Source organism: Flavobacterium myungsuense, assembly GCF_042677265.1.
Lineage (GTDB): Bacteria > Bacteroidota > Bacteroidia > Flavobacteriales > Flavobacteriaceae > Flavobacterium > Flavobacterium myungsuense.
Genome location: NZ_JBHTIZ010000045.1, coordinates 24,772 through 43,770 on the forward strand (window position 1 = coordinate 24,772; position 18,999 = coordinate 43,770).

An 18,999-nucleotide genomic window follows, 5' to 3' on the forward strand; every position below is an offset into this window, starting at 1 on the left:
TAGGTACTGATTACCATCAATTTTAGCATGTAAATAATAGATTCGTGTGGTTAGTTTTTAACAACCTTACTATAACCTCCAACTGCACCATTACATGCACCTTCATTACCTGATAAATTTAATCTACCAAAATAGAATCCATACTCACGTCCACTACACATCCATAGAGTCCCATCGCAATTTATACTCCAAGAACTCCAACCAGTATCTCCATTAATAGCATCAGATTCTTGTTGATTCAATCCTAATCTCCAAACTGATTTATCCGCTCTTAATTCATAATCTTGAGTCACAATTTTTGAATTTTCTATAACTGCTGTTGAACAATCTTTATCAGAATATAGAGTCCAGGTCCAATTTCCTATAATATCTTCTTCATTGAGATAGCAGGAAATTTTTATTACAACACTGGAAGTTATTGAACATCCTTGGGCATCTTTAACAGTAACGTTATATGTTCCGTCGATTAAATTAGTTGCTGTGGCAGTTGTACTCCCGTTACTCCATATATAAGTATAAGGCGACTGACCACCTGTGACAATTGCCGTAGCACTATTGCCGGTTGTGTTAGTGGTAACGGCTAGAGTAGATAAGGAGCAATCCATTTCCCTCTTTAGAGATACAAGCATAAAACTCAAACAACCATTGGCGTCTTTTATACCAATCACATAACTACCGTCTTTGTATTTATTAGGAAACACTTGACTTTGTTGAAAACCGGAAGTTACCATGTAAGTATATGGAGCTTGCCCTTTTGCAACTTCAGAGATTAGGATGCTTCCTTCAAAATCCATAGAGGCTCTAAAAGTCATGTTAGTATTAACGCAACTTGATATTTGCAAGTTTTGTGTGGGATTACTTGTAGCAGACACCGGATTGATGATTGGTGTTTTCGACGGTGGAGTAGAACTTGAAGGGGTATAATCTAATTCTGCGGCTCCCACTTCCGGAGTTAGAAAATATAAAACTGCCCCAACTGCAGCCATAGTCACTAAAGGTGCTGCGACAGCTGCTGCTATTACCGCTGCTGATGCAGTTATCAATCCTGACACTATTGGCACTATAATTTTTACTGTTACAAAACCTATTGTTAGGGATTGTGCTATTAATTTAAAACCGTCATTGCCACCTCCTCTATTTGCAAAAAAAGGATTTGATGAAGCTACCCCATTATTGGTTTCTACTCTAGCTGCATACAATAATTCAGAGGTCTTATTTTCCCAATTGTAATTGTAATAGGAAAGATTGTAGGCATTGGACACACCTTCTATATAGTCAAATTTCAATACCACAGGTGATTTCACTCCTTTTACAGAAAAATAGGAAGATGCCAATCGATTGGTCAGAGGGTCCATAATTAAATTAACGATAGTATCACTATTTGCTTTTTGATACGTTAATGTTCTTATTTCACTAGGATTGTTTTCGGAATCAAAAGCTCCATAAAAATTTAATGTTCCTTTCGAGTCTGTATTTTGAGCTTGCAATGCATCGGCATTTGCATCTCCAATCGGATTTTTATAAACCGTAAATGCAGAAGTTGTAGGTTCATTAACTTTAGTATCTTCCTTAGAACAGGAATTTAAGAATACAGTAGTAATAACTGCAAATAATAAAAGTGAGTGTTTTTTCATTTTTAATTAGTTTTAAATTAGGATTATTTTCCCGTTTATTGGCTTTGATATTATATTCCATTCAAAATGGTAAATTGTAAGCAAATAAATGTTAATTAAATACACAGGACAATACCCACTAATAGGGATATTTACAGTTAAAATTTTGGGGTTAAAAATGGGCGTGGGTTTGAAATCCCTTTTTTTAGAAGATTTTTTTTAAGGGTAAAAAAAGTTTATTTCTTTTTTGGAATACTCAATTGAATAATGGTTCCTTCATTTTTAACACTATTAATTTCAAAAATTCCATTGTAGTTGTGAATTCTTTTTTCAATATTTTCAAGTCCAAAACCTTTTGGGGTTCCTTGACTATTAAAACCAACACCATCGTCGGTGAACTGAAATCGATAATTTTTAGAGTAACCATAAAATTCTATAGTTATATGGTTTGATTCTCCATGTTTTATAGCATTATTGATTATTTCTAAACAAATTAGGTAGATGTCATAGATCCATATTTCATTTATATTTTCAGGAAAATCATAAGTAAAAAGTTCAATTTTAACATCTTGTAATCCTTTATTTAGAATGTAGATTTGACTTTTTAAACTGTCTAATAATGCACCTTCATCAAGCGATTTAGGTAAAATTTGATGGGATATTTCTCTGATATCATTGGCAAGTTCTTGAATAGTTGTATTGGCATGAGCTATATTTTTTAGTTGTAAAAGTTGTAAAACATAGGCGATTTTACTTCCTAGATTATCGTGAATTATATTTGCAATATTTCGACGCTCTCTAATTTGCACATGGCTTATTAACCGAATCGACTTTTCTTTTTCGGCTAAAATTTCAAGATTTAAAGCATTGTTTTTTCTAAAGGTTTCTATATAATTTTTGGTTAATACATACCCGAAAAAAAGTACTTCATACAATCCAATATATATGACCCAATCCTCGTGAAAATCAGCTTTGATAATACTAAACGATTTTAAAACAAAATAGTTTCCCCAAAGAAAATGCGGAATAAAAGCGAAGAGAACATAAAGGCTATTTTTTTTATTTATTTTATAGTTTGCAATTGATGCCAATGTTATTGTTGAAAAAAGAATTAAAAAAGCACTATATGTTATGTAGAAAAAAAATTGTAATAAATTTAAAAGATTTGTATACAACACCACCAAACTGGAGAGTATTGACACAATAATTAAAAGATTACAATAGTAAATAATTTTATGTTTTTGAGGTTGATTCTTTTTTAATTCCAAAAAATCCATCATAAAATAACTTAAACTAATAAACCAAAAGCATGCTGTGTAAATTTGTAGTTCACTAAAATATATAAATTCGTTAAATAAGTTGTTTTTAAGATAGTTAGAAATTATTGTAATATATAATATCGTCAGAATGGAGTATAAAATATATTTTAAAATCAATTTACTTTTAGTGATAAAGTAGAGAATGAAATTGAAAATTAATAAGAAAAGTATACTTCCTAAAAAAAGAGTTATAAAAGATGTCTTCCTCGAGGAACTAATGGATAAAGTTTTTTCGTTATCAAAACTATAAGAAAATTCAAAAAAAGAGATTTCCTTTTTTAATTTAACTTGGATTGTTTTGTTTTCATTAGGCTTTAATGCAATACTGAAACATTGCCCTTTCATAAACGGACTTACAAAATTAGTTCTATCTCCTAAAAGTTGAATTTTTTTTCCATCATAAAAAAACAAACTATCGATATGATTATTTTCAAAACACAACCAGGTTTTTACACTATTTTTTAAATCAGTATTTTGTATCTTAAAAACACACCAAATCGATGCGTGATTATTATATCCGATACTGATTTTGTTGTTTATTAGGGGATGAAAAGTTTTAGTTTTTAATGTAGAAAGGGTATAAGTTGAATTCCAATCAACAGTGTATTTTCCATCAATTTCCAATTTATCTTTGTCCATTGAAAACGAAAAATTGGAAATTAAAAAAAAACTAAGAAAATAAATTATTTTCATTGGCAAACTTAATGAGTGAACTATTATTGTTAATTTCTAACTTTCGGCCAATATTTTTCCGATGCGTATCAACCGTGTTTTTTGTTATGAATAAAAGTTTAGCAATTTCTTTACTGGTTTTACCTTCAACAATGAATTTAATAATTTCCTTTTCTTGCTTAGATAATCTAAATTTATTAACTGTAGATTCATCTTTAGAATCAAATTCATTTATAGTTTTTATGTTGTTTTTATTGGTATAAAATGGAGTGTTTTTTTCAGATTCTATTACATCAACAAGTTCTTCTAAAGAAGTCTCTTTTCTCAAAAAAGCATCAATGCCTAGTTTCTGGGCTTTTTTTATCAAGAAATTTTCATAGTAGGCTGTAAGGATAATAATTTTAGCGTCTTTTAGCGCATCTTTTAATTCTTGTATCAATATAAAACCGTCAACATTATCAATGTTCAAATCGCAAATAAATACATCTACTTTGTTTTGTAGAATATAAGTTTTACAGGATTTTGAATCATTGAAAGTCAAAATAGTGTAATCTTCCTCAAATTTCTTCAAAATTTCAAATAATCCACTTGAAAAAAGAATGTGGTCGTCACAAATAACAATATTTTTAGGCATAAATAGTAGGTTTTCAATAAATTTTAAGTCGTGAATATATGAAAATTTATTACCTAATATTTTATTTTCAAAATAAATTAGTTAATTAGATTCTTTATCTATCCACAATCTAGCATTTACAAAAGCTTCTAACCAAGGCGAAACTTCATCGTTTCTGTCTTTTGGATAATGTGCCCAGTTCCATTGAAAAGTAGAACGCTCAATGTGTGGCATCATCACTAGGTGACGACCAGTTGTGTCGCATAACATTGCAGTATTAAAGTTAGAACCATTTGGATTTGCAGGATAGCTCTCGTAACCGTATTTCCCAACAATGTTGTAGTTTTCTTCTGGCTCAGGCAAATGGAATTTTCCTTCCCCGTGCGAAACCCAAACACCTAAAGTGCTACCAGACAATGAAGATAACATTACCGATTTGTTTTCTTGTATAATAACAGATGTAAATATACTTTCGTGTTTGTGACTGTCATTATGTAGCATTTTTCCGTGTACTTTGTGTTCTGGATTTATTACTTCCAATTCCATGAATAACTGACAACCGTTACAAATTCCAACCGACAAAGTATCTTTTCTTTTGAAGAAGTTTTTCAATGCTGTGTTTGCTTTTTCGTTGTATTTGAATGCTCCAGCCCAACCTTTGGCAGAACCCAAAACATCCGAATTGGAAAATCCACCAACAGCTCCAATAAACTGAATATCTTCCAGATTTTCACGTCCCGAAATCAAATCGGTCATGTGAACATCTTTTACGTCAAATCCTGCTAAATACATTGCATTGGCCATTTCACGCTCGGAGTTACTTCCTTTCTCTCGAATGATAGCTGCTTTCGGTCTTGGTTTTGAATTGTCAATTAAAGGCTTTATTCCTGTAAAATGTGTAGGAAAAGTATATTTTAATACTTGGTTTTTGTAATTGTCGAAACGGGCTTGTGCCGTACCGTTTTTAGCTTGTTTTTGATCTAATAAGAAAGATGTTTTAAACCAAATATCTCTATATTTAGCTATCTCAAATTTGTAGGATCCAAAGTCTAAAGTTGCTTCATTGGTTACAGTTCCTATATTGTAGAAAGTCACATTATTCGATTTCAATTTGCTTTCGACAAAGGCATCATCTTTGGCTTGGAAAACTATCGCGATGTTTTCAGAGAATAAATATTTGATGATGTCTTTCTCTTCGAAAACAGAAAAATCAATTTTCGCTCCCAAATTCACATCGGCAAAACACATTTCCAATAAAGTAGTAATCAAACCACCGCTTCCGATATCGTGACCCGCCAAAATTTGATTGTCTAAAATCAATTCTTGTAAAGTATTAAACGCATTTTTAAAGAAAGCAGCATCTTTAATTGTTGGCGCTTCGTATCCAATACTATTCAAAGTTTGTGCAAAAGAAGAACCTCCTAATTTGAAATCGTCTTGGGACAAATTAATATAATAAATAGAGCCACCGTCTTTTTGCAAAACGGGTTCTACTACTTTTCTAATATCGATACAATTTCCTCCAGCAGAAATAATAACCGTTCCCGGTGCAATTACTTCGTCGTTTGGATATATTTGTTTCATCGAAAGTGAATCTTTTCCTGTTGGAATATTGATTCCTAATTCGATGGCAAAATCGGAACAAGCTTCAACCGCAGCATACAAACGAGCGTCTTCTCCTTCATTTTTACAAGCCCACATCCAGTTAGCCGAAAGAGAAATCCCTTTCAATCCGTCTTTAATTGGAGCCCAAACGATATTAGACAAAGATTCTGCAATAGCTGTTCTTGTTCCTGCAACAGGATCAATTAAGGAAGCAATAGGAGAGTGTCCTATTGAAGTTGCAATTCCTTCTTTTCCTATGTAATCCAAAGCTACAACACCACAATTGTTCAATGGCAATTGTAATGGTCCAGCACATTGTTGTTTGGCTACTTTTCCACCTACACATCGATCGACTTTGTTGGTCAACCAGTCTTTACAAGCAACTGCCTCCAGTTGTAATACTTGCTCTAAATAACTAGCAATATTTTTTACATCATATCTTAAAGCGGGATAATTGTAATGGATGGTTTTGTCTGTCATTACCGTTTTTGGCGAACTTCCAAAGAAATCTTCCAAAGCATAATCCATTGGTTTTAATCCAGTAGTTTTGGACTCGAAAGTAAAACGGTGGTCGCCAGTTACGGCTCCCACTTGGTACATAGGGGAACGTTCTCTATCTGCAATTCGTTGTAAAATATCTATATCTTTTTGACCAATAACCAATCCCATTCTTTCCTGAGATTCGTTACCAATGATTTCTTTGGCCGAAAGGGTAGGGTCACCCACAGGCAATTTATCCAAGTCAATCAATCCTCCCGTTTCTTCCACTAATTCCGAAAGACAGTTTAAGTGTCCGCCAGCTCCGTGATCGTGAATTGAAACAATAGGATTATGATCGCTTTCAACCAAACCACGAATGGCGTTAGCGGCACGTTTTTGCATTTCTGGATTGGAACGTTGGATAGCATTCAATTCGATACCTGAACCAAAAGCTCCAGTATCAGCTGAGGAAACTGCAGCGCCACCCATTCCTATTCTATAATTTTCTCCACCAAGAATGACGATTTTGTCTCCTTCTTGTGGTTTCTTTTTTATGGCTTGATCTAATTTTCCGTAACCAATTCCTCCTGCTTGCATGATTACTTTATCGTAACCAATTTTTCGGCTGTTTTCCTCGTGTTCGAATGTTAATACTGAACCAGTAATTAACGGTTGTCCAAATTTATTTCCAAAATCAGAAGCTCCATTCGAAGCTTTGATTAAAATATCCATTGGAGTTTGATACAACCATTTTCTTTCGGCTACAGCATCTTCCCATGGTCTGTTCTTTTCCAATCTTGAATAAGAAGTCATATATACTGCTGTTCCAGCCATTGGTAATGAACCTTGTCCACCTGCTAAACGATCACGGATTTCTCCTCCAGATCCTGTTGCAGCTCCGTTGAAAGGCTCTACAGTTGTTGGAAAATTGTGTGTTTCTGCTTTTAAGGATATAACCGAATCAAATTCTTTTATTTCATAAAAATCTGGTTTGTCAGCCGTTTTTGGAGCAAATTGTTGTACTCTTGGACCTTTTATAAAAGCAACGTTGTCTTTGTATGCCGAAACGATATCGTTAGGGTTTTCCTGAGATGTTTTTTTTATTAGTTTAAAAAGAGAAGTCTCTTTTTCTACGCCATCAATTAGGAAAGTGCCGTTGAAAATCTTGTGGCGACAGTGTTCTGAATTGGCTTGTGAGAAAGCAAAAATTTCTGAATCGGTTAATTTCCGACCTAACTTTTTTGATAGATTATCTAAATAGTCTACTTCTTCAACACTTAATGACAAACCTTCTGAATGGTTGTAAGCAGCTATATCGCCAATTTTTAGGATGGATTCGGGTTGCATGTGAATCGTGAAAATATCTTGATTCAATTCGGTATATTTTTGCGAAAGCATTGGGTCGAAATCTGTAAAATCTTCCGAAACTTTATAAAATTCTTCGATTCGGATGATTCCAGTAATTCCCATATTTTGGGTAATCTCGACTGCATTAGTGCTCCAAGGAGTAATCATAGCGGCTCGAGGTCCAACAAAAAAATCCGTAAGTACGGATTTTTCTATTTTATTGGAGTTGGCAAAAAGCCAATTGAGTTTTGAAATGTCTTGAGCTGAAATTTGATTTGTAGTTTGTACAGCAAAAACCGTGTTTGTTGGGTTTTCGAAGAAATGAATCATTGTTTTGTAGTTTTATTCCGCTACGCTCCATACAGTTCGGGCGCCTCGAGTGTGTTGTTGCTGCAAATTTAGTCTAAAAAATCACAATCTACAATGTACAGTTATAAAGAGTTTTTAACATACTATTTTGGAAATGCAGCACTTTGGTAGGCTCCAATATCTGGAATTAGCGATCTTGTAATTCCTAAAATATCAGTTGGAATTCTATATTTTGCATTTCCTTTCTCAAATGCTGATGAGGTTTCATCAATATTCAATTTATTCTGGTCTACATTATAAAACTTAGGCTCTTTATTTTTTATATTTCCTGATTCTTGATTTCTAATAAAATTATAAATTTCATCATTGGCAATTCCTGTTCCTCTATCATTAAACTTAATCAAACAGTTTTCAAATGATGAATTAAAAGACGCAGAATCTACCTTGTCTAAAAACAATTCGACATTATTTGAACCATATATTATACAATTGTTGAAAGTTGCTCGATCTAAATTCGAAACTGTAATGCTCTCGTCTTCGTTTTTTTCGAAATTACTTATGTAAACTGACAATTGTTTTGAACTGTTCCAATTATTATTAAAAGTGCAATGTGTAAAACTATAATCTCCACCTATAGTACAAGCTAATCCTGCTTGACCTGCATAATTAATGGCTACATTTTCTCCTAGAATTGTGGAGACTCTCGCTAAAATGCCGTAGTTAGAGGAATTGTAAATTTGAGAATTGGTAATTGTTAAGTCGCTTTTTTGCATCAAAAAACCTAAAGAAGCATTTTTTAGGGTTAAATGATTAACGAAAGAGGTACTTCCATCTCTCAGCCAAACAACACCCCATTGTCCTGGTACATCCGAAAATTCAGGTTCTAGTCGATCGCCCTCAAAAATCACTTCATTTTCTTGAGGTTTATCAGGATTTGGTGATGCAGTTCCGTTAATTCTTAATTGTGCTTTTGGTTGAACAATTAATCCAGATTCTGAATGAAAATGTACTCTAGCACCAGCATCTATCTTTAAAATTTTTCCTTCCGGAACACCTGCATATCCATAAATAACATAGGGTTTTTTATTTGTAAAATGAAATTCGTTTCCATTTATAGGATCATTCTCATTCAGTTCAAAACCATTAATTCGTACCTCCAAATTATCTTTATCAACTCCTAAAAGTAAACTTTCTTTAGTGCCATTTTCAAATTTTTGAGGATATAAAAAAATTGCATCTTGAATTAAAGTTACCAAATTTACTTTCTGTAGATTGCTTCCTGAATCAAATTGAATCTCATCAGTATATAGAAAATCAGTAGGATTTGCATCAGATATGCTAGCAGTAGTTTCAATAAATATATATAAACTATCTTTTGCCAAGAGTTCAACGTTATTAAAAGATTTCCCATCTCCAATGCCATTGCCATCTTTATCTTCACCAGTCATACCATCAACCATCATTCTGTATTTCGAATTTGCATTTTTTAATTTTATGGTTGGAATCGCAATGTCTTTATTACTGCGATTATAAACTTTTAAGGTATAGGTACTAGAACCGATATTAGTAAAAACAGTATCTAAATATACGGTATCTTTTGAGAATTGAAGGTTTCCAGAACTTGGAACTGTATCAAAGTCCTTTCTACAAGAACTCATTGAAATAAGAATTCCCAGGAAAAGAATATAAATAAATTTAGGCATTGTTTTTTGAATTTTGGTAAAAATAGTAAAAAATGTTTACAGGTTTATTTCTTGATTTATTTAATTCTAACGCAAAATTTTTAAAAATAGTCTTTTTTCAATCATCTTTAATTCTATTCGCTTTTCTGTATAATCTTAATGTGCTATTTTTACATCAAAAATAGACTAATGAGTTTTGATAAAGATAAAATCCTTAAACAATGCAATGCATTTTCTAAAAATACTCTAATGGAAACTTTAGAAATAGAGTTTATAGATGCAGGAGAAGATTTTCTTGTGGCAAGAATGCCAGTAAATTCTAGAATTCATCAGCCTATGGGTTTATTACATGGTGGCGCAAGTGTTGCCTTGGCGGAGAGCGTTGGTAGTGCAGCATCGATGTTATTTATAAATCATGAAGTCAGTGAAATTCGTGGAATAGAAATTTCAGCCAATCATTTAAAGGCTGTAAAAGAGGGTTTTGTAATTGGTACTGCAAAGAATATTCATAAAGGAAGTAGTATTCATTTATGGGAAATTAAAATTACCGATGAGGAAAATAATTTGATTTCACTTTGTAAGTTAACCAATATGGTTTTGCCTCGAAAAAAAGTATAATGAATCCACTCGAAAATTTAACGTTGACTGCAATTTTAGAAAAAGCAAATCATCAATTAAAAGCAGAATTACCTTTTGTATTGTACAACAAACCCTGTTCAAATCAGTTAATTGGACTTTTTCAGAAAAACGATTCTTTACATTTTGTTGAAAATTTCGAGGAAGTAGGTTTTGTTTTTGCTCCTTTTGATGGAAAAAGGGTTTTCATTCCCGAAAATCAATCTGAAAATCAAACTGCTTATTTTGAAATAAATAGTAGTCTTGAAACTGATTTTAATATCAATCTAAAAGAAGATACTGAAGCAAAAATTAAGTTTATAAAACTTGTTGATAAGGGAATTAAAGGTATTGAATCAGATGAATTTACGAAAGTAGTTTTGTCTCGTAAAGAAGTTATTGAAGTTTTTCATTTAGATGCAATGATTTTGTTTCAAAGATTGCTAAACGAATATCCATCGGCATTTACATATTGTTTTTTTCACCCAAAAGTAGGGTTGTGGTTGGGCGCATTTTCTGAACAGTTATTACAATTAAAAGGCATTGATTTTCAGACCGCTGCTGTAGCTGGAACACAGTTAAACTTAGATTCGGAAAAAATAGTTTGGAAAAGTAAAGAGCAACAAGAGCAGCAATTGGTAACCAATTTTATTTTAGATAATGTAAAAACAGTTTCTTCTAATTTTACTGTTTCTGAACCATATACACTAAAAGCGGGTAATGTTGTTCACATAAAAACAGACATAAAAGGAACATTAAAAGCAAATTCTAATTTAAAAGAACTTTTAGAACTTTTACATCCAACACCCGCAGTTTGTGGGCTTCCAACTAATAATGCTAAAAATTTTATTTTAGCAAGTGAAGGTTATGATAGAGAATACTATTCTGGTTTTTTAGGTGAATTGAATAAAGATTTTAGTTCTCAAGAAAAAAGCACTGATTTGTATGTTAACTTGAGATGTGTAAAATTTGAGATTGCTTCGAATCTCAAAATGACAAAAGCAAATATTTATGTTGGATGTGGCATAACAAAAGAAAGCATCCCTGAAAAAGAATGGATAGAAACGGTAAATAAATCGATGACAATTAAGAAGATTTTAGATTTAGATATTTAGAATTTTATCTTTGTACCTTTGATTTAGTAATAAAAAATAAAAATATGAAATTAGACATACTTGCTTTTGGAGCCCATCCTGACGATGTTGAGTTAGGTTGTGCTGGAACAATTGCTAAAGAAGTAGCATTAGGAAAAAAAGTAGGAATTATAGATTTAACTCGTGGAGAACTAGGAACTCGTGGTTCTGCGATAATTCGGGATCAAGAAGCAAATGCGGCTGCAAAAATTTTAGGAGTTTCCATACGCGAAAACTTGAATATGCGGGATGGATTTTTTGTAAATGATGAGGTACACCAATTAGAAGTTATTAAAATCATACGCAAATACAAACCAGAAATTGTTTTGTGCAACGCTATTGATGACCGTCATGTCGATCATGGTAAAGGAAGTAAATTGGTTTCAGATGCTTGTTTTCTTTCGGGATTATTTAAAATTGAAACCCAATACAATGAAGTTAAACAAGAAGCTTGGAGACCAAAGTTAGTGTATCATTACATACAATGGAAAAATCTTCAGCCTGATTTTGTAGTAGATATAACTGGCTATAATGACAAGAGAGTGGAATCTATTTTGGCATATACCTCTCAGTTTTATAATCCCAATTCTGATGAACCAGAAACGCCTATTGCTTCAAAAAATTTTCTAGAGAGTTTAAATTATCGTGCTAAAGATTTAGGTAGGATTATAGGAGTAGATTATGCAGAAGGTTTTACTGTTGAGAGGTATTTGGCCATCAATAGTTTAGGGGATTTGATATAATTTTTTTTAATTATTTCTTTGTAAAATAAAACTTTTGCAATACATTTGCACTCGTTAAAAATGGTGGTTGTAGCTCAGCTGGTTAGAGTATTGGTTTGTGGTGCCGAGGGTCGCCGGTTCGAACCCGGTCAGCCACCCAAAATGTTAAAGCTTCGAGGAAACTCGAAGCTTTTTTTGTTTTTATACTTTTTTATTTCAGGACATATCTTACTTTCCGTCTTTATCTACAACTAATCGATTTTCACGGTCAGCTATTTCCCAAGCGGTAGCAAAAGCCAATTGTGTTCTTTTTGCTAATGCATCAAATTCAATTTTATCTACTTCGTCAGTTGCTTGATGATAATCGTCATGTGTTCCGTTAAAAAAGAAAACTGAAGGAATTCCATTTTTTGCAAAGTTATAATGATCAGAACGATAGTAAAAACGATTAGGATCTTTTCTGTCATTGTATTTGTAATCGAGATTTAAATGAATGTATTTTTTATTTACATCTTCACAAATGTTATATAAATCACTTGAAAGATAATCTGAACCAATAACATATACATAATTATTAGAGTCAGCATGCGCTTCGTCTCGGCGACCAATCATGTCAATATTTACATCGGCAACAGTATTAGCTAAAGGAAATAAAGGATTTTCTGAATAAAAGCGCGATCCATGTAAACCATGTTCCTCACCCGTAACATGAAGAATTAATATTGAACGCTTAGGTCCATTTCCGTCCTTTTTTGCTTGAGCAAAAGCTTGCGCAATTTCTAATAAGGCTACAGTCCCTGAACCATCATCATCTGCACCGTTATATATTTCATTATTTATTATGCCTATATGGTCATAATGAGCAGAAATCACGACTATTTCATTTGGTTTTTCAGAGCCTTCTATAAATGCCCAAATATTTTCAGAATCAAGTAAATTTTCATTTCTTTTAGCATTTAAGAATGCAGCAGGAATGTTTTGATAATAATTTTTAGCTCCTTTCGGAAAAGGAATATGATTTACTTTATAATGATTAATTAAGTATTCTCCTGCTTTTTTCTGGCCTTTAGATCCCGTTTCTCTACCTTCCATTTCATCTGATGCCACAACATACAGATGTTTTTTTAGTTCATCAGCGGTTATAGTGTTGATGTATTTGCTGACTTCAATAGTACCAATCTTTTTTTGACTAGCACAACTTAAAATAACGAAAGATAGTAAACTTAGTAAAGTGATTTTTTTCATATTTATTTAAATGAATAACAAATATCTAAAAAAACATTCAAATTATCAAAATAGGCTATGATTTATTGTTGAATTTTTAAAATTTTAAAGAGTCAGCAATTTTATTCAAACGCATTTCGGTTATTTTTTCTTCATTTAGAGATTCTGCAAGTAACTCAGCAATTGCATTTTCATTCATATTTGCTGCATAAGTGGAGAGTATATTATATGTAGCAATTTCATAATGTTCTATTTTACTTAAAGCAAGTACAATTCCTGCATCTCTAACACTACCAAATTTTGTGGTTTCAATTATTAAATCTATCTCATTAATTAGGGATTCAATAGATTGATTTCTTTGTAAAATAGGGCTTTCGTTTGAACACAAAAAAACATCTTCTAATCGAATAACATGATTTTTTGTTTCTTCAAAGTGAATTGTAATTGCTTCAATGAGTTCAAATGAGCAAGAGTTCTTTATAATTTTTGGAAAAGCTATTAGTAACGCTTTTTCAATATAATATAAAGATTTTATTTCGCTAAAAAGTAATTCTTGAATTTGTGCAGTGCCATTGAATTTAAATTTAACATAACGTAAATCATTGTCATTTACTACATCATTGTGTTGGCGGAATTTTTTTGCAGCATCCATTTTTCATAGTTTTTAGGTTATAATAATATTTAAGGTAAATTCTGGGGCGAATTAATGATGCAAATATACTCATTTTTTAAATTCTCAAGCATATTTAACGTTTTCTATTGATAACGATAATTTGTAATTTATATTATATAAATCCAAAAATTATCAATTTAAAAAAGGGGATTATAAAATGTTATGAAATGATTAAGACAACGCATTATTCCATATATCAATGTATTTTTTTGCGCTTATAATATAATCATGCTCTTGTTCTATAAAAATCCTAGCTCTTTCGCTTATAGCCTTAATTTCTTTAGGATTTTCAATCAAAAACGACAATTCTTTTACTAAATATGTTACATCGGGTATTGCATTTATAGCGACTCTTTCAGATAATTTATAGTGATTTACAAATTCAGTTTCGGCACCTGTAAAAACTACTTTTCCTTTTGCCATGGCTTCTAGAGCATTGTAACCTTGATCGTGGGCATATACTTGATCTAAAACAATATGCGCTTTATTGTATAAATCTATATATTTTTTATAAGGAACATCTCGAGTAATTATAACTTCTACTTTTGGGTAATATTTCTCTTCTATAATTTTTAATGCTTTTTCAAAAAAATCATTTCCTTTTTTAAAATAACTTTCTGAATTAATACCATGAAAAATAATAATTTCGTTCGCAAAATTTAAAGGTAAAACTTTAAATTTATCAATATTAATAGGATTTGGTATCAATCCTAAATATTTGGATTGATTTATTAATGGAATGTGATAATCCATATCAGAAGCTATTATTCCAATTGTATTTTGTTTAATAAAATAATGTAACTTTTTGTAGGTTTCTGTTCTGAATTTTAAAACACTTAGGTAATTTTTTTGCTTTATTTTCCCATTTAAATAAGGTTGCGCAACCGATTTTATAGCAGTGTTTTCAAAAGCATATTTTACAGATAAGTAATCAGTGCCACAACTTAATAAAAATGATTTTTTATTGTTTTCGAAAAGAAATTTTAATATGCGTTTCTCATAATATAAACCGCAATAAAAGCTGTTTTCATTAATGAGCTGAACTACATCAAAACCAACGAGGTTTAATTGATATTTTTTGAATTGTTTATAAGTAAAATAGGAGGTAATATTAAATCCGGTAAGTTTATATATTCCAACTTTGATTTTTTTTGGAAAACTAGAATTCCATTTTAATACTATTGGATAGTCTACGGGATAATTTTTAAATCCATCATTAAATCCTATAATGACAACATTATGACCCAATTTTATTAAACCCTCTTTTAGAGAATTATGAAGTCTACTGTATTCTCCTACAAGTAAAATGTTCATTTATATTTTTATATTTGACAAATATATTTACATTTTCAGAATAATGAATCATTCTAAAACTAAAATTGCCATAATCACTACCTCTTTAGGAGGAGGAGGTGCTGAACGGTCTAGTGCATTATTGTCTATACTATTATCAGACTTGGGGTATGATATTCATGTTGTAACTGTCTTAGATGATATTACCTATGATTACAAAGGTAAATTACTAAATTTAGGGAGTTTAAAGAATAATAATGATACTTTATTTGGAAGATTTAATAGATTAATAGTTTTTAATAAATTTCTAAAAGAAAATAATTTCGATTGGATAATTGACAATAGAATTCGCTCATCAACATGGTCTGAATTAGTGATTTCTAGATTTGTTTTTAATCCTAATCGTGTTATTTATGTTGTAAGAAATTTTAATGTTGGGTTGTATTTTCCTAAAATTAAATTTATTGCTAAAAGAATTTATAAAGAATCTCCTTATATAATTGCTGTTTGTGATGATACAAAATATGAAATTCAAAAAGAGTATGGTTATAAAAACGTATTGCGAATATACAATCCTATAGATAAATTAGCTTTATTGAATGCAGCTAACGATGAAACTAAAGAAGGGAATTTTATTCTTTCATATGGAAGAATTGATGATGAAGTAAAAAATTATTCACTATTAATTGAAGGTTATTCAAAATCGATTTTGCCTAAGAATAATATAGCTTTATACATTATTGGAGATGGCAAAGATGTTGAGAAATTGAAGCATAAAGTAAAACAATTAGCATTAGAGGATAAAATTATTTTCAAGCCAAAACTAGTTAATCCTTTTGGATATGTAAAATCGGCTCTTTTTACTGTTTTAACAAGTAGACATGAAGGATTTCCAAGAGTAATCATAGAATCTTTAGCACTAGGAACTCCAGTAATTTCAGTAGACTGTACTTCAGGACCTCGAGAAATTATTAATAATAAACAAAACGGATTATTGATAGAAAATTATAACCCTAATGAATTGACTAAAGCCATGAATCTATTTATTGAAGATTCTGTTTTATATAGTTATTGTAAAAATAATGCTTCGAAAAGTGTTGCTCATTTATCATTACAATCTATTTCAAATGAGTGGCAAAAAATCTTATCTAAATAAAAATTATCATTTAAACACAGAATTCATTAAACCTATTCTTGCTAGAATGTGATTTATCTTAATCAATATTTTGAGAACAAATGGTTGAAGATGAAGTAGTACTCTTTTTTTAATGGATAAATTCATTAAATTAATTCCTTCATAGAAAAAATAAAAATTTGACATATCGTTATTTAATTTGCATTTTAAAGCAATTGAAAAGCGATTATAATCAAGAAGTTTTTTAAGACTTAAATTACTTTTTTCCAGTTCAATATATTTATTGAAAAAGTAAGGGTTAACGCTGTAAGAATAATTTTTGGATAAGCTATTGGTATCATATACATATTTGGCCAGTACTTTCCAATTAAAAACTATGGGATAAATAAGTCCAATGCGAATCCACAAATCTACATCTTCTGCATTTTTAAGATTAGCATCAAAATTTCCTATTTTTTCAAAGACACTCTTATGAAAAACGGCACAAGAACTCCAAATTACACTTTCTTTTTTACTAGCTTCAAAGTAATTTACAACTTGACAATCGTTTAATTTCTTGATAGAGTAAACAGCAGGAATTATTTTATTTAAAGTTTCAATTTCAAAAGCCGCCGTAAATACTTTTTCATTTGGAAATTGATAAATATTCTGAAGCATTTCTTTTAAAAAGTCCGGTAACCAATAATCATCAGCATCTATAAAAGCGATGTACTCTGATTGCGCAACTGAAATACCATAATTTCGGGCACTAGAAACTCCTTCATTTTCTTTATAAAAATAGCGAATTCGAGAATCAGAATATTGTAAAACTTTTTCTTGGCTAGTGTCGGTAGAACCATCATTTACAATAATCAGTTCAAAATCCGTAAAGCTTTGATTGAGAACACTATTTAAAGTATTTTCAATAAATTTTTCTTTATTGTAGAGTGGAATAATGACTGAAAATTTCGACATTAATGATGATTTAATGAACAAAAATAACCTAATTTATAAAGGTCAAATACTAGTAAGGAAGGATTTTTTGAAAGAAGATTTTTTTTCATTTTAGATTTAAATACATTAAAGCAAAAAAGCACAAATTTATCCAGTTTAAAATAAAATAATTTTGAATAAAAAACACTTAATGAAGTTTCATTTGGAGCAATAATTTTATTCTTAATTAAATAATTTAGATTTTTTATTCCTCTAAGATTTTTTTCTAAAAAAACAACTGAATTTTCCAGATTCAAATGGTAAGCTGGATTTTCTATATGGCAAATCTTTATTTTGTTTTTCTTTAATTCAAGTGTAAATACCAAATCTTCGTAACCGTATTCATTAATATTTGAATGAAAAGGGATAGATAATAATATTTGTTTTTTTATTACTAAATTAGAAACTAAAGTTGTATTGTAAGGTTTTTTTTCTCTCTCAGAAACAACTATAGCCTCCCGTTTTTTTCCATAAACCCATCTAAGTAATTCAGTTTCATTGGGATTTTCTTTTTCGTAGTCAATTCCACCATAAAATACTTCATGAGTATTTTGATTTATGAGATTAATATAGTTTTTAATAAAGGAAGAACGTATTGGTAAAGTATCACAATCCATGAATAAAACCCATGAATACTTTGCCTTTAAAGCTAACAAATTCCTGTTCTTAGCTCGTCCTAAATTTTCAGAATTAATGAAATAACTACAATGCGCCAGTAGATTTATGGCTTCATTATCTCTAACTATTTCTTTATTATCAGAGGCATCATCGGCAACTAAAATTTCAAAAACAATATTTTCTTTTGTTGCTTGTTCATGTAAAACTTTAGCTAAATGCAAAGTTTTATAATTATATGTAGGTATAAGAATAGATAGCATTAAACTGTTCGCTGAACTACTTCAAAAATTTTGCTATCTTCACATTTTAGTGTTTTAGACGGAAATTTCATCAATAATGCATAGTCATGAGTTGCCATAATAACCGTTTTACCGTTTGCATTAATTTTACGTAAAACTTCTAAAACTTCCACACTAGTTTGAGGGTCTAAGTTCCCAGTGGGTTCATCTGCTAATATTAATTCGGGATCGTTCAATAATGCTCTTGCAATGGCTACTCGCTGTTGTTCACCTCCAGAGAGTTGATGTGGCATTTTATTGGCGATTAATTTCAAATCTACTTTATCTAAAACTTCATCAATTTTATTCTCCATTTCAACTTTATCGGTCCAACCTGTTGCTTTTAGAACAAAAAGCATATTTTCTTTTACGGTTCGGTCTGGTAATAGCAAAAAATCTTGAAAAACAATTCCTAATTTACGTCTTAAATACGGAATGTCATCATCTTTAAGTCCCGCCAAATCGTAATCGACAATACTTGCTTGCCCTTCTTTTAATGGCAAATCAGCATAAAGTGTTTTCATAAAACTACTTTTTCCAGATCCTGTTTTTCCAATAATATATATAAAATCTCCCTTATTTACTTCAAGATTAATATTTGATAAAATGACTTTATCTTCTTGATAAATAGTTACGTTTCTTAAAAATAAAATAGGTTCAGACATAATGCATTTGTTTATGGGGTAAAAGTAATAA

At 30.8% G+C, this 18,999-nt stretch carries 15 protein-coding genes and 1 tRNA gene; 5 read left to right on the forward strand and 11 right to left on the reverse strand.

Annotated elements, in window-relative coordinates; translation table 11 throughout:
- Positions 1–50: 50 nt before the first annotated feature.
- From ACFQ0S_RS12300 to ACFQ0S_RS12320, 5 genes are all read right to left on the reverse strand, one after another.
- Entirely contained in the window at positions 51–1,634 is a 1,584-nt protein-coding gene (locus tag ACFQ0S_RS12300) for a hypothetical protein (RefSeq protein WP_379757998.1), read from the reverse strand.
- Positions 1,635–1,849: 215 nt separating this feature from the next.
- Positions 1,850–3,625 (reverse strand): sensor histidine kinase, encoded by a 1,776-nt coding sequence (locus tag ACFQ0S_RS12305; protein ID WP_379758001.1) that lies wholly within the window; start codon positions 3,623–3,625, stop codon positions 1,850–1,852.
- Complete coding sequence (locus tag ACFQ0S_RS12310) at positions 3,603–4,238, reverse strand: response regulator (RefSeq protein WP_379758004.1); 636 nt, start codon at positions 4,236–4,238, stop codon at positions 3,603–3,605. The genes ACFQ0S_RS12305 and ACFQ0S_RS12310 overlap by 23 nt, the downstream gene beginning before the upstream one ends.
- An 81-nt stretch (positions 4,239–4,319) precedes the next feature.
- Complete coding sequence (purL, locus tag ACFQ0S_RS12315; protein ID WP_379758007.1) at positions 4,320–7,979, reverse strand: phosphoribosylformylglycinamidine synthase; 3,660 nt, start codon at positions 7,977–7,979, stop codon at positions 4,320–4,322.
- Positions 7,980–8,101: 122 nt separating this feature from the next.
- Positions 8,102–9,661 (reverse strand): right-handed parallel beta-helix repeat-containing protein, encoded by a 1,560-nt coding sequence (locus ACFQ0S_RS12320; RefSeq protein WP_379758010.1) that lies wholly within the window; start codon positions 9,659–9,661, stop codon positions 8,102–8,104.
- Positions 9,662–9,829: 168 nt separating this feature from the next.
- Here ACFQ0S_RS12320 and ACFQ0S_RS12325 point away from each other — a divergent pair, with 168 nt between their 5' ends.
- The 4 genes from ACFQ0S_RS12325 (at position 9,830) to ACFQ0S_RS12340 (ending at position 12,268) form a co-directional block, all read left to right on the forward strand.
- The gene (locus ACFQ0S_RS12325) at positions 9,830–10,258 is read left to right on the forward strand and encodes a PaaI family thioesterase (RefSeq protein ID WP_379758013.1); all 429 of its coding nucleotides are present in this window, start codon (positions 9,830–9,832) and stop codon (positions 10,256–10,258) included.
- A complete protein-coding gene (locus ACFQ0S_RS12330) occupies positions 10,258–11,370 on the forward strand; it encodes a chorismate-binding protein (RefSeq protein WP_379758016.1) in 1,113 nt (370 codons plus the stop codon). The genes ACFQ0S_RS12325 and ACFQ0S_RS12330 overlap by 1 nt, the downstream gene beginning before the upstream one ends.
- A gap of 44 nt (positions 11,371–11,414) precedes the next feature.
- Positions 11,415–12,131, forward strand: a complete 717-nt coding sequence (gene bshB1 / locus ACFQ0S_RS12335; RefSeq protein ID WP_379758019.1) for a bacillithiol biosynthesis deacetylase BshB1 — start codon at positions 11,415–11,417, stop codon at positions 12,129–12,131.
- Positions 12,132–12,194: 63 nt separating this feature from the next.
- Positions 12,195–12,268 (forward strand) — tRNA-His (locus ACFQ0S_RS12340).
- 70 nt (positions 12,269–12,338) lie between these two features.
- Here the strand turns inward: ACFQ0S_RS12340 and ACFQ0S_RS12345 are convergent.
- The 3 genes from ACFQ0S_RS12345 to ACFQ0S_RS12355 all read right to left on the reverse strand — a co-directional run bounded on the left by ACFQ0S_RS12345 (position 12,339) and on the right by ACFQ0S_RS12355 (position 15,321).
- Positions 12,339–13,355 carry a M28 family metallopeptidase gene (locus ACFQ0S_RS12345; RefSeq protein ID WP_379758022.1) on the reverse strand — a complete coding sequence of 339 codons (1,017 nt, stop codon included), beginning with the start codon at positions 13,353–13,355 and terminating at the stop codon, positions 12,339–12,341.
- A gap of 76 nt (positions 13,356–13,431) precedes the next feature.
- Complete coding sequence (locus ACFQ0S_RS12350) at positions 13,432–13,986, reverse strand: DUF892 family protein (protein ID WP_379758025.1); 555 nt, start codon at positions 13,984–13,986, stop codon at positions 13,432–13,434.
- Between the two features lie 192 nt (positions 13,987–14,178).
- Positions 14,179–15,321, reverse strand: a complete 1,143-nt coding sequence (locus tag ACFQ0S_RS12355; RefSeq protein WP_379758028.1) for a glycosyltransferase — start codon at positions 15,319–15,321, stop codon at positions 14,179–14,181.
- Between the two features lie 43 nt (positions 15,322–15,364).
- Between ACFQ0S_RS12355 and ACFQ0S_RS12360 the strand changes: the two genes are divergently transcribed.
- Positions 15,365–16,456, forward strand: coding sequence for a glycosyltransferase (locus ACFQ0S_RS12360; RefSeq protein WP_379758031.1), 1,092 nt, complete (start codon positions 15,365–15,367; stop codon positions 16,454–16,456).
- Between the two features lie 6 nt (positions 16,457–16,462).
- Here the strand turns inward: ACFQ0S_RS12360 and ACFQ0S_RS12365 are convergent, their stop codons facing one another.
- The 3 genes from ACFQ0S_RS12365 to ACFQ0S_RS12375 are packed head-to-tail and all read right to left on the reverse strand — an operon-like array spanning position 16,463 to position 18,968.
- Complete coding sequence (locus ACFQ0S_RS12365; protein ID WP_379758034.1) at positions 16,463–17,389, reverse strand: glycosyltransferase family 2 protein; 927 nt, start codon at positions 17,387–17,389, stop codon at positions 16,463–16,465.
- Positions 17,389–18,285 carry a glycosyltransferase family 2 protein gene (locus tag ACFQ0S_RS12370; protein WP_379758037.1) on the reverse strand — a complete coding sequence of 299 codons (897 nt, stop codon included), beginning with the start codon at positions 18,283–18,285 and terminating at the stop codon, positions 17,389–17,391. The genes ACFQ0S_RS12365 and ACFQ0S_RS12370 overlap by 1 nt, the downstream gene beginning before the upstream one ends.
- Positions 18,285–18,968 (reverse strand): cell division ATP-binding protein FtsE, encoded by a 684-nt coding sequence (locus ACFQ0S_RS12375; RefSeq protein ID WP_379758040.1) that lies wholly within the window; start codon positions 18,966–18,968, stop codon positions 18,285–18,287. The genes ACFQ0S_RS12370 and ACFQ0S_RS12375 overlap by 1 nt, the downstream gene beginning before the upstream one ends.
- Between the last annotated feature and the right edge of the window lie 31 nt (positions 18,969–18,999).

Coding starts and splice junctions, on each gene's coding strand:
- ACFQ0S_RS12300 (WP_379757998.1), bottom strand. CDS start 1,634: ATGAAAAAACACTCACTTTTATTATTTGCAGTTATTACTACTGTATTC.
- ACFQ0S_RS12305 (WP_379758001.1), bottom strand. CDS start 3,625: ATGAAAATAATTTATTTTCTTAGTTTTTTTTTAATTTCCAATTTTTCG.
- ACFQ0S_RS12310 (WP_379758004.1), bottom strand. CDS start 4,238: ATGCCTAAAAATATTGTTATTTGTGACGACCACATTCTTTTTTCAAGT.
- purL (WP_379758007.1), bottom strand. CDS start 7,979: ATGATTCATTTCTTCGAAAACCCAACAAACACGGTTTTTGCTGTACAA.
- ACFQ0S_RS12320 (WP_379758010.1), bottom strand. CDS start 9,661: ATGCCTAAATTTATTTATATTCTTTTCCTGGGAATTCTTATTTCAATG.
- ACFQ0S_RS12325 (WP_379758013.1), top strand. CDS start 9,830: ATGAGTTTTGATAAAGATAAAATCCTTAAACAATGCAATGCATTTTCT.
- ACFQ0S_RS12330 (WP_379758016.1), top strand. CDS start 10,258: ATGAATCCACTCGAAAATTTAACGTTGACTGCAATTTTAGAAAAAGCA.
- bshB1 (WP_379758019.1), top strand. CDS start 11,415: ATGAAATTAGACATACTTGCTTTTGGAGCCCATCCTGACGATGTTGAG.
- ACFQ0S_RS12345 (WP_379758022.1), bottom strand. CDS start 13,355: ATGAAAAAAATCACTTTACTAAGTTTACTATCTTTCGTTATTTTAAGT.
- ACFQ0S_RS12350 (WP_379758025.1), bottom strand. CDS start 13,986: ATGGATGCTGCAAAAAAATTCCGCCAACACAATGATGTAGTAAATGAC.
- ACFQ0S_RS12355 (WP_379758028.1), bottom strand. CDS start 15,321: ATGAACATTTTACTTGTAGGAGAATACAGTAGACTTCATAATTCTCTA.
- ACFQ0S_RS12360 (WP_379758031.1), top strand. CDS start 15,365: ATGAATCATTCTAAAACTAAAATTGCCATAATCACTACCTCTTTAGGA.
- ACFQ0S_RS12365 (WP_379758034.1), bottom strand. CDS start 17,389: ATGTCGAAATTTTCAGTCATTATTCCACTCTACAATAAAGAAAAATTT.
- ACFQ0S_RS12370 (WP_379758037.1), bottom strand. CDS start 18,285: ATGCTATCTATTCTTATACCTACATATAATTATAAAACTTTGCATTTA.
- ACFQ0S_RS12375 (WP_379758040.1), bottom strand. CDS start 18,968: ATGTCTGAACCTATTTTATTTTTAAGAAACGTAACTATTTATCAAGAA.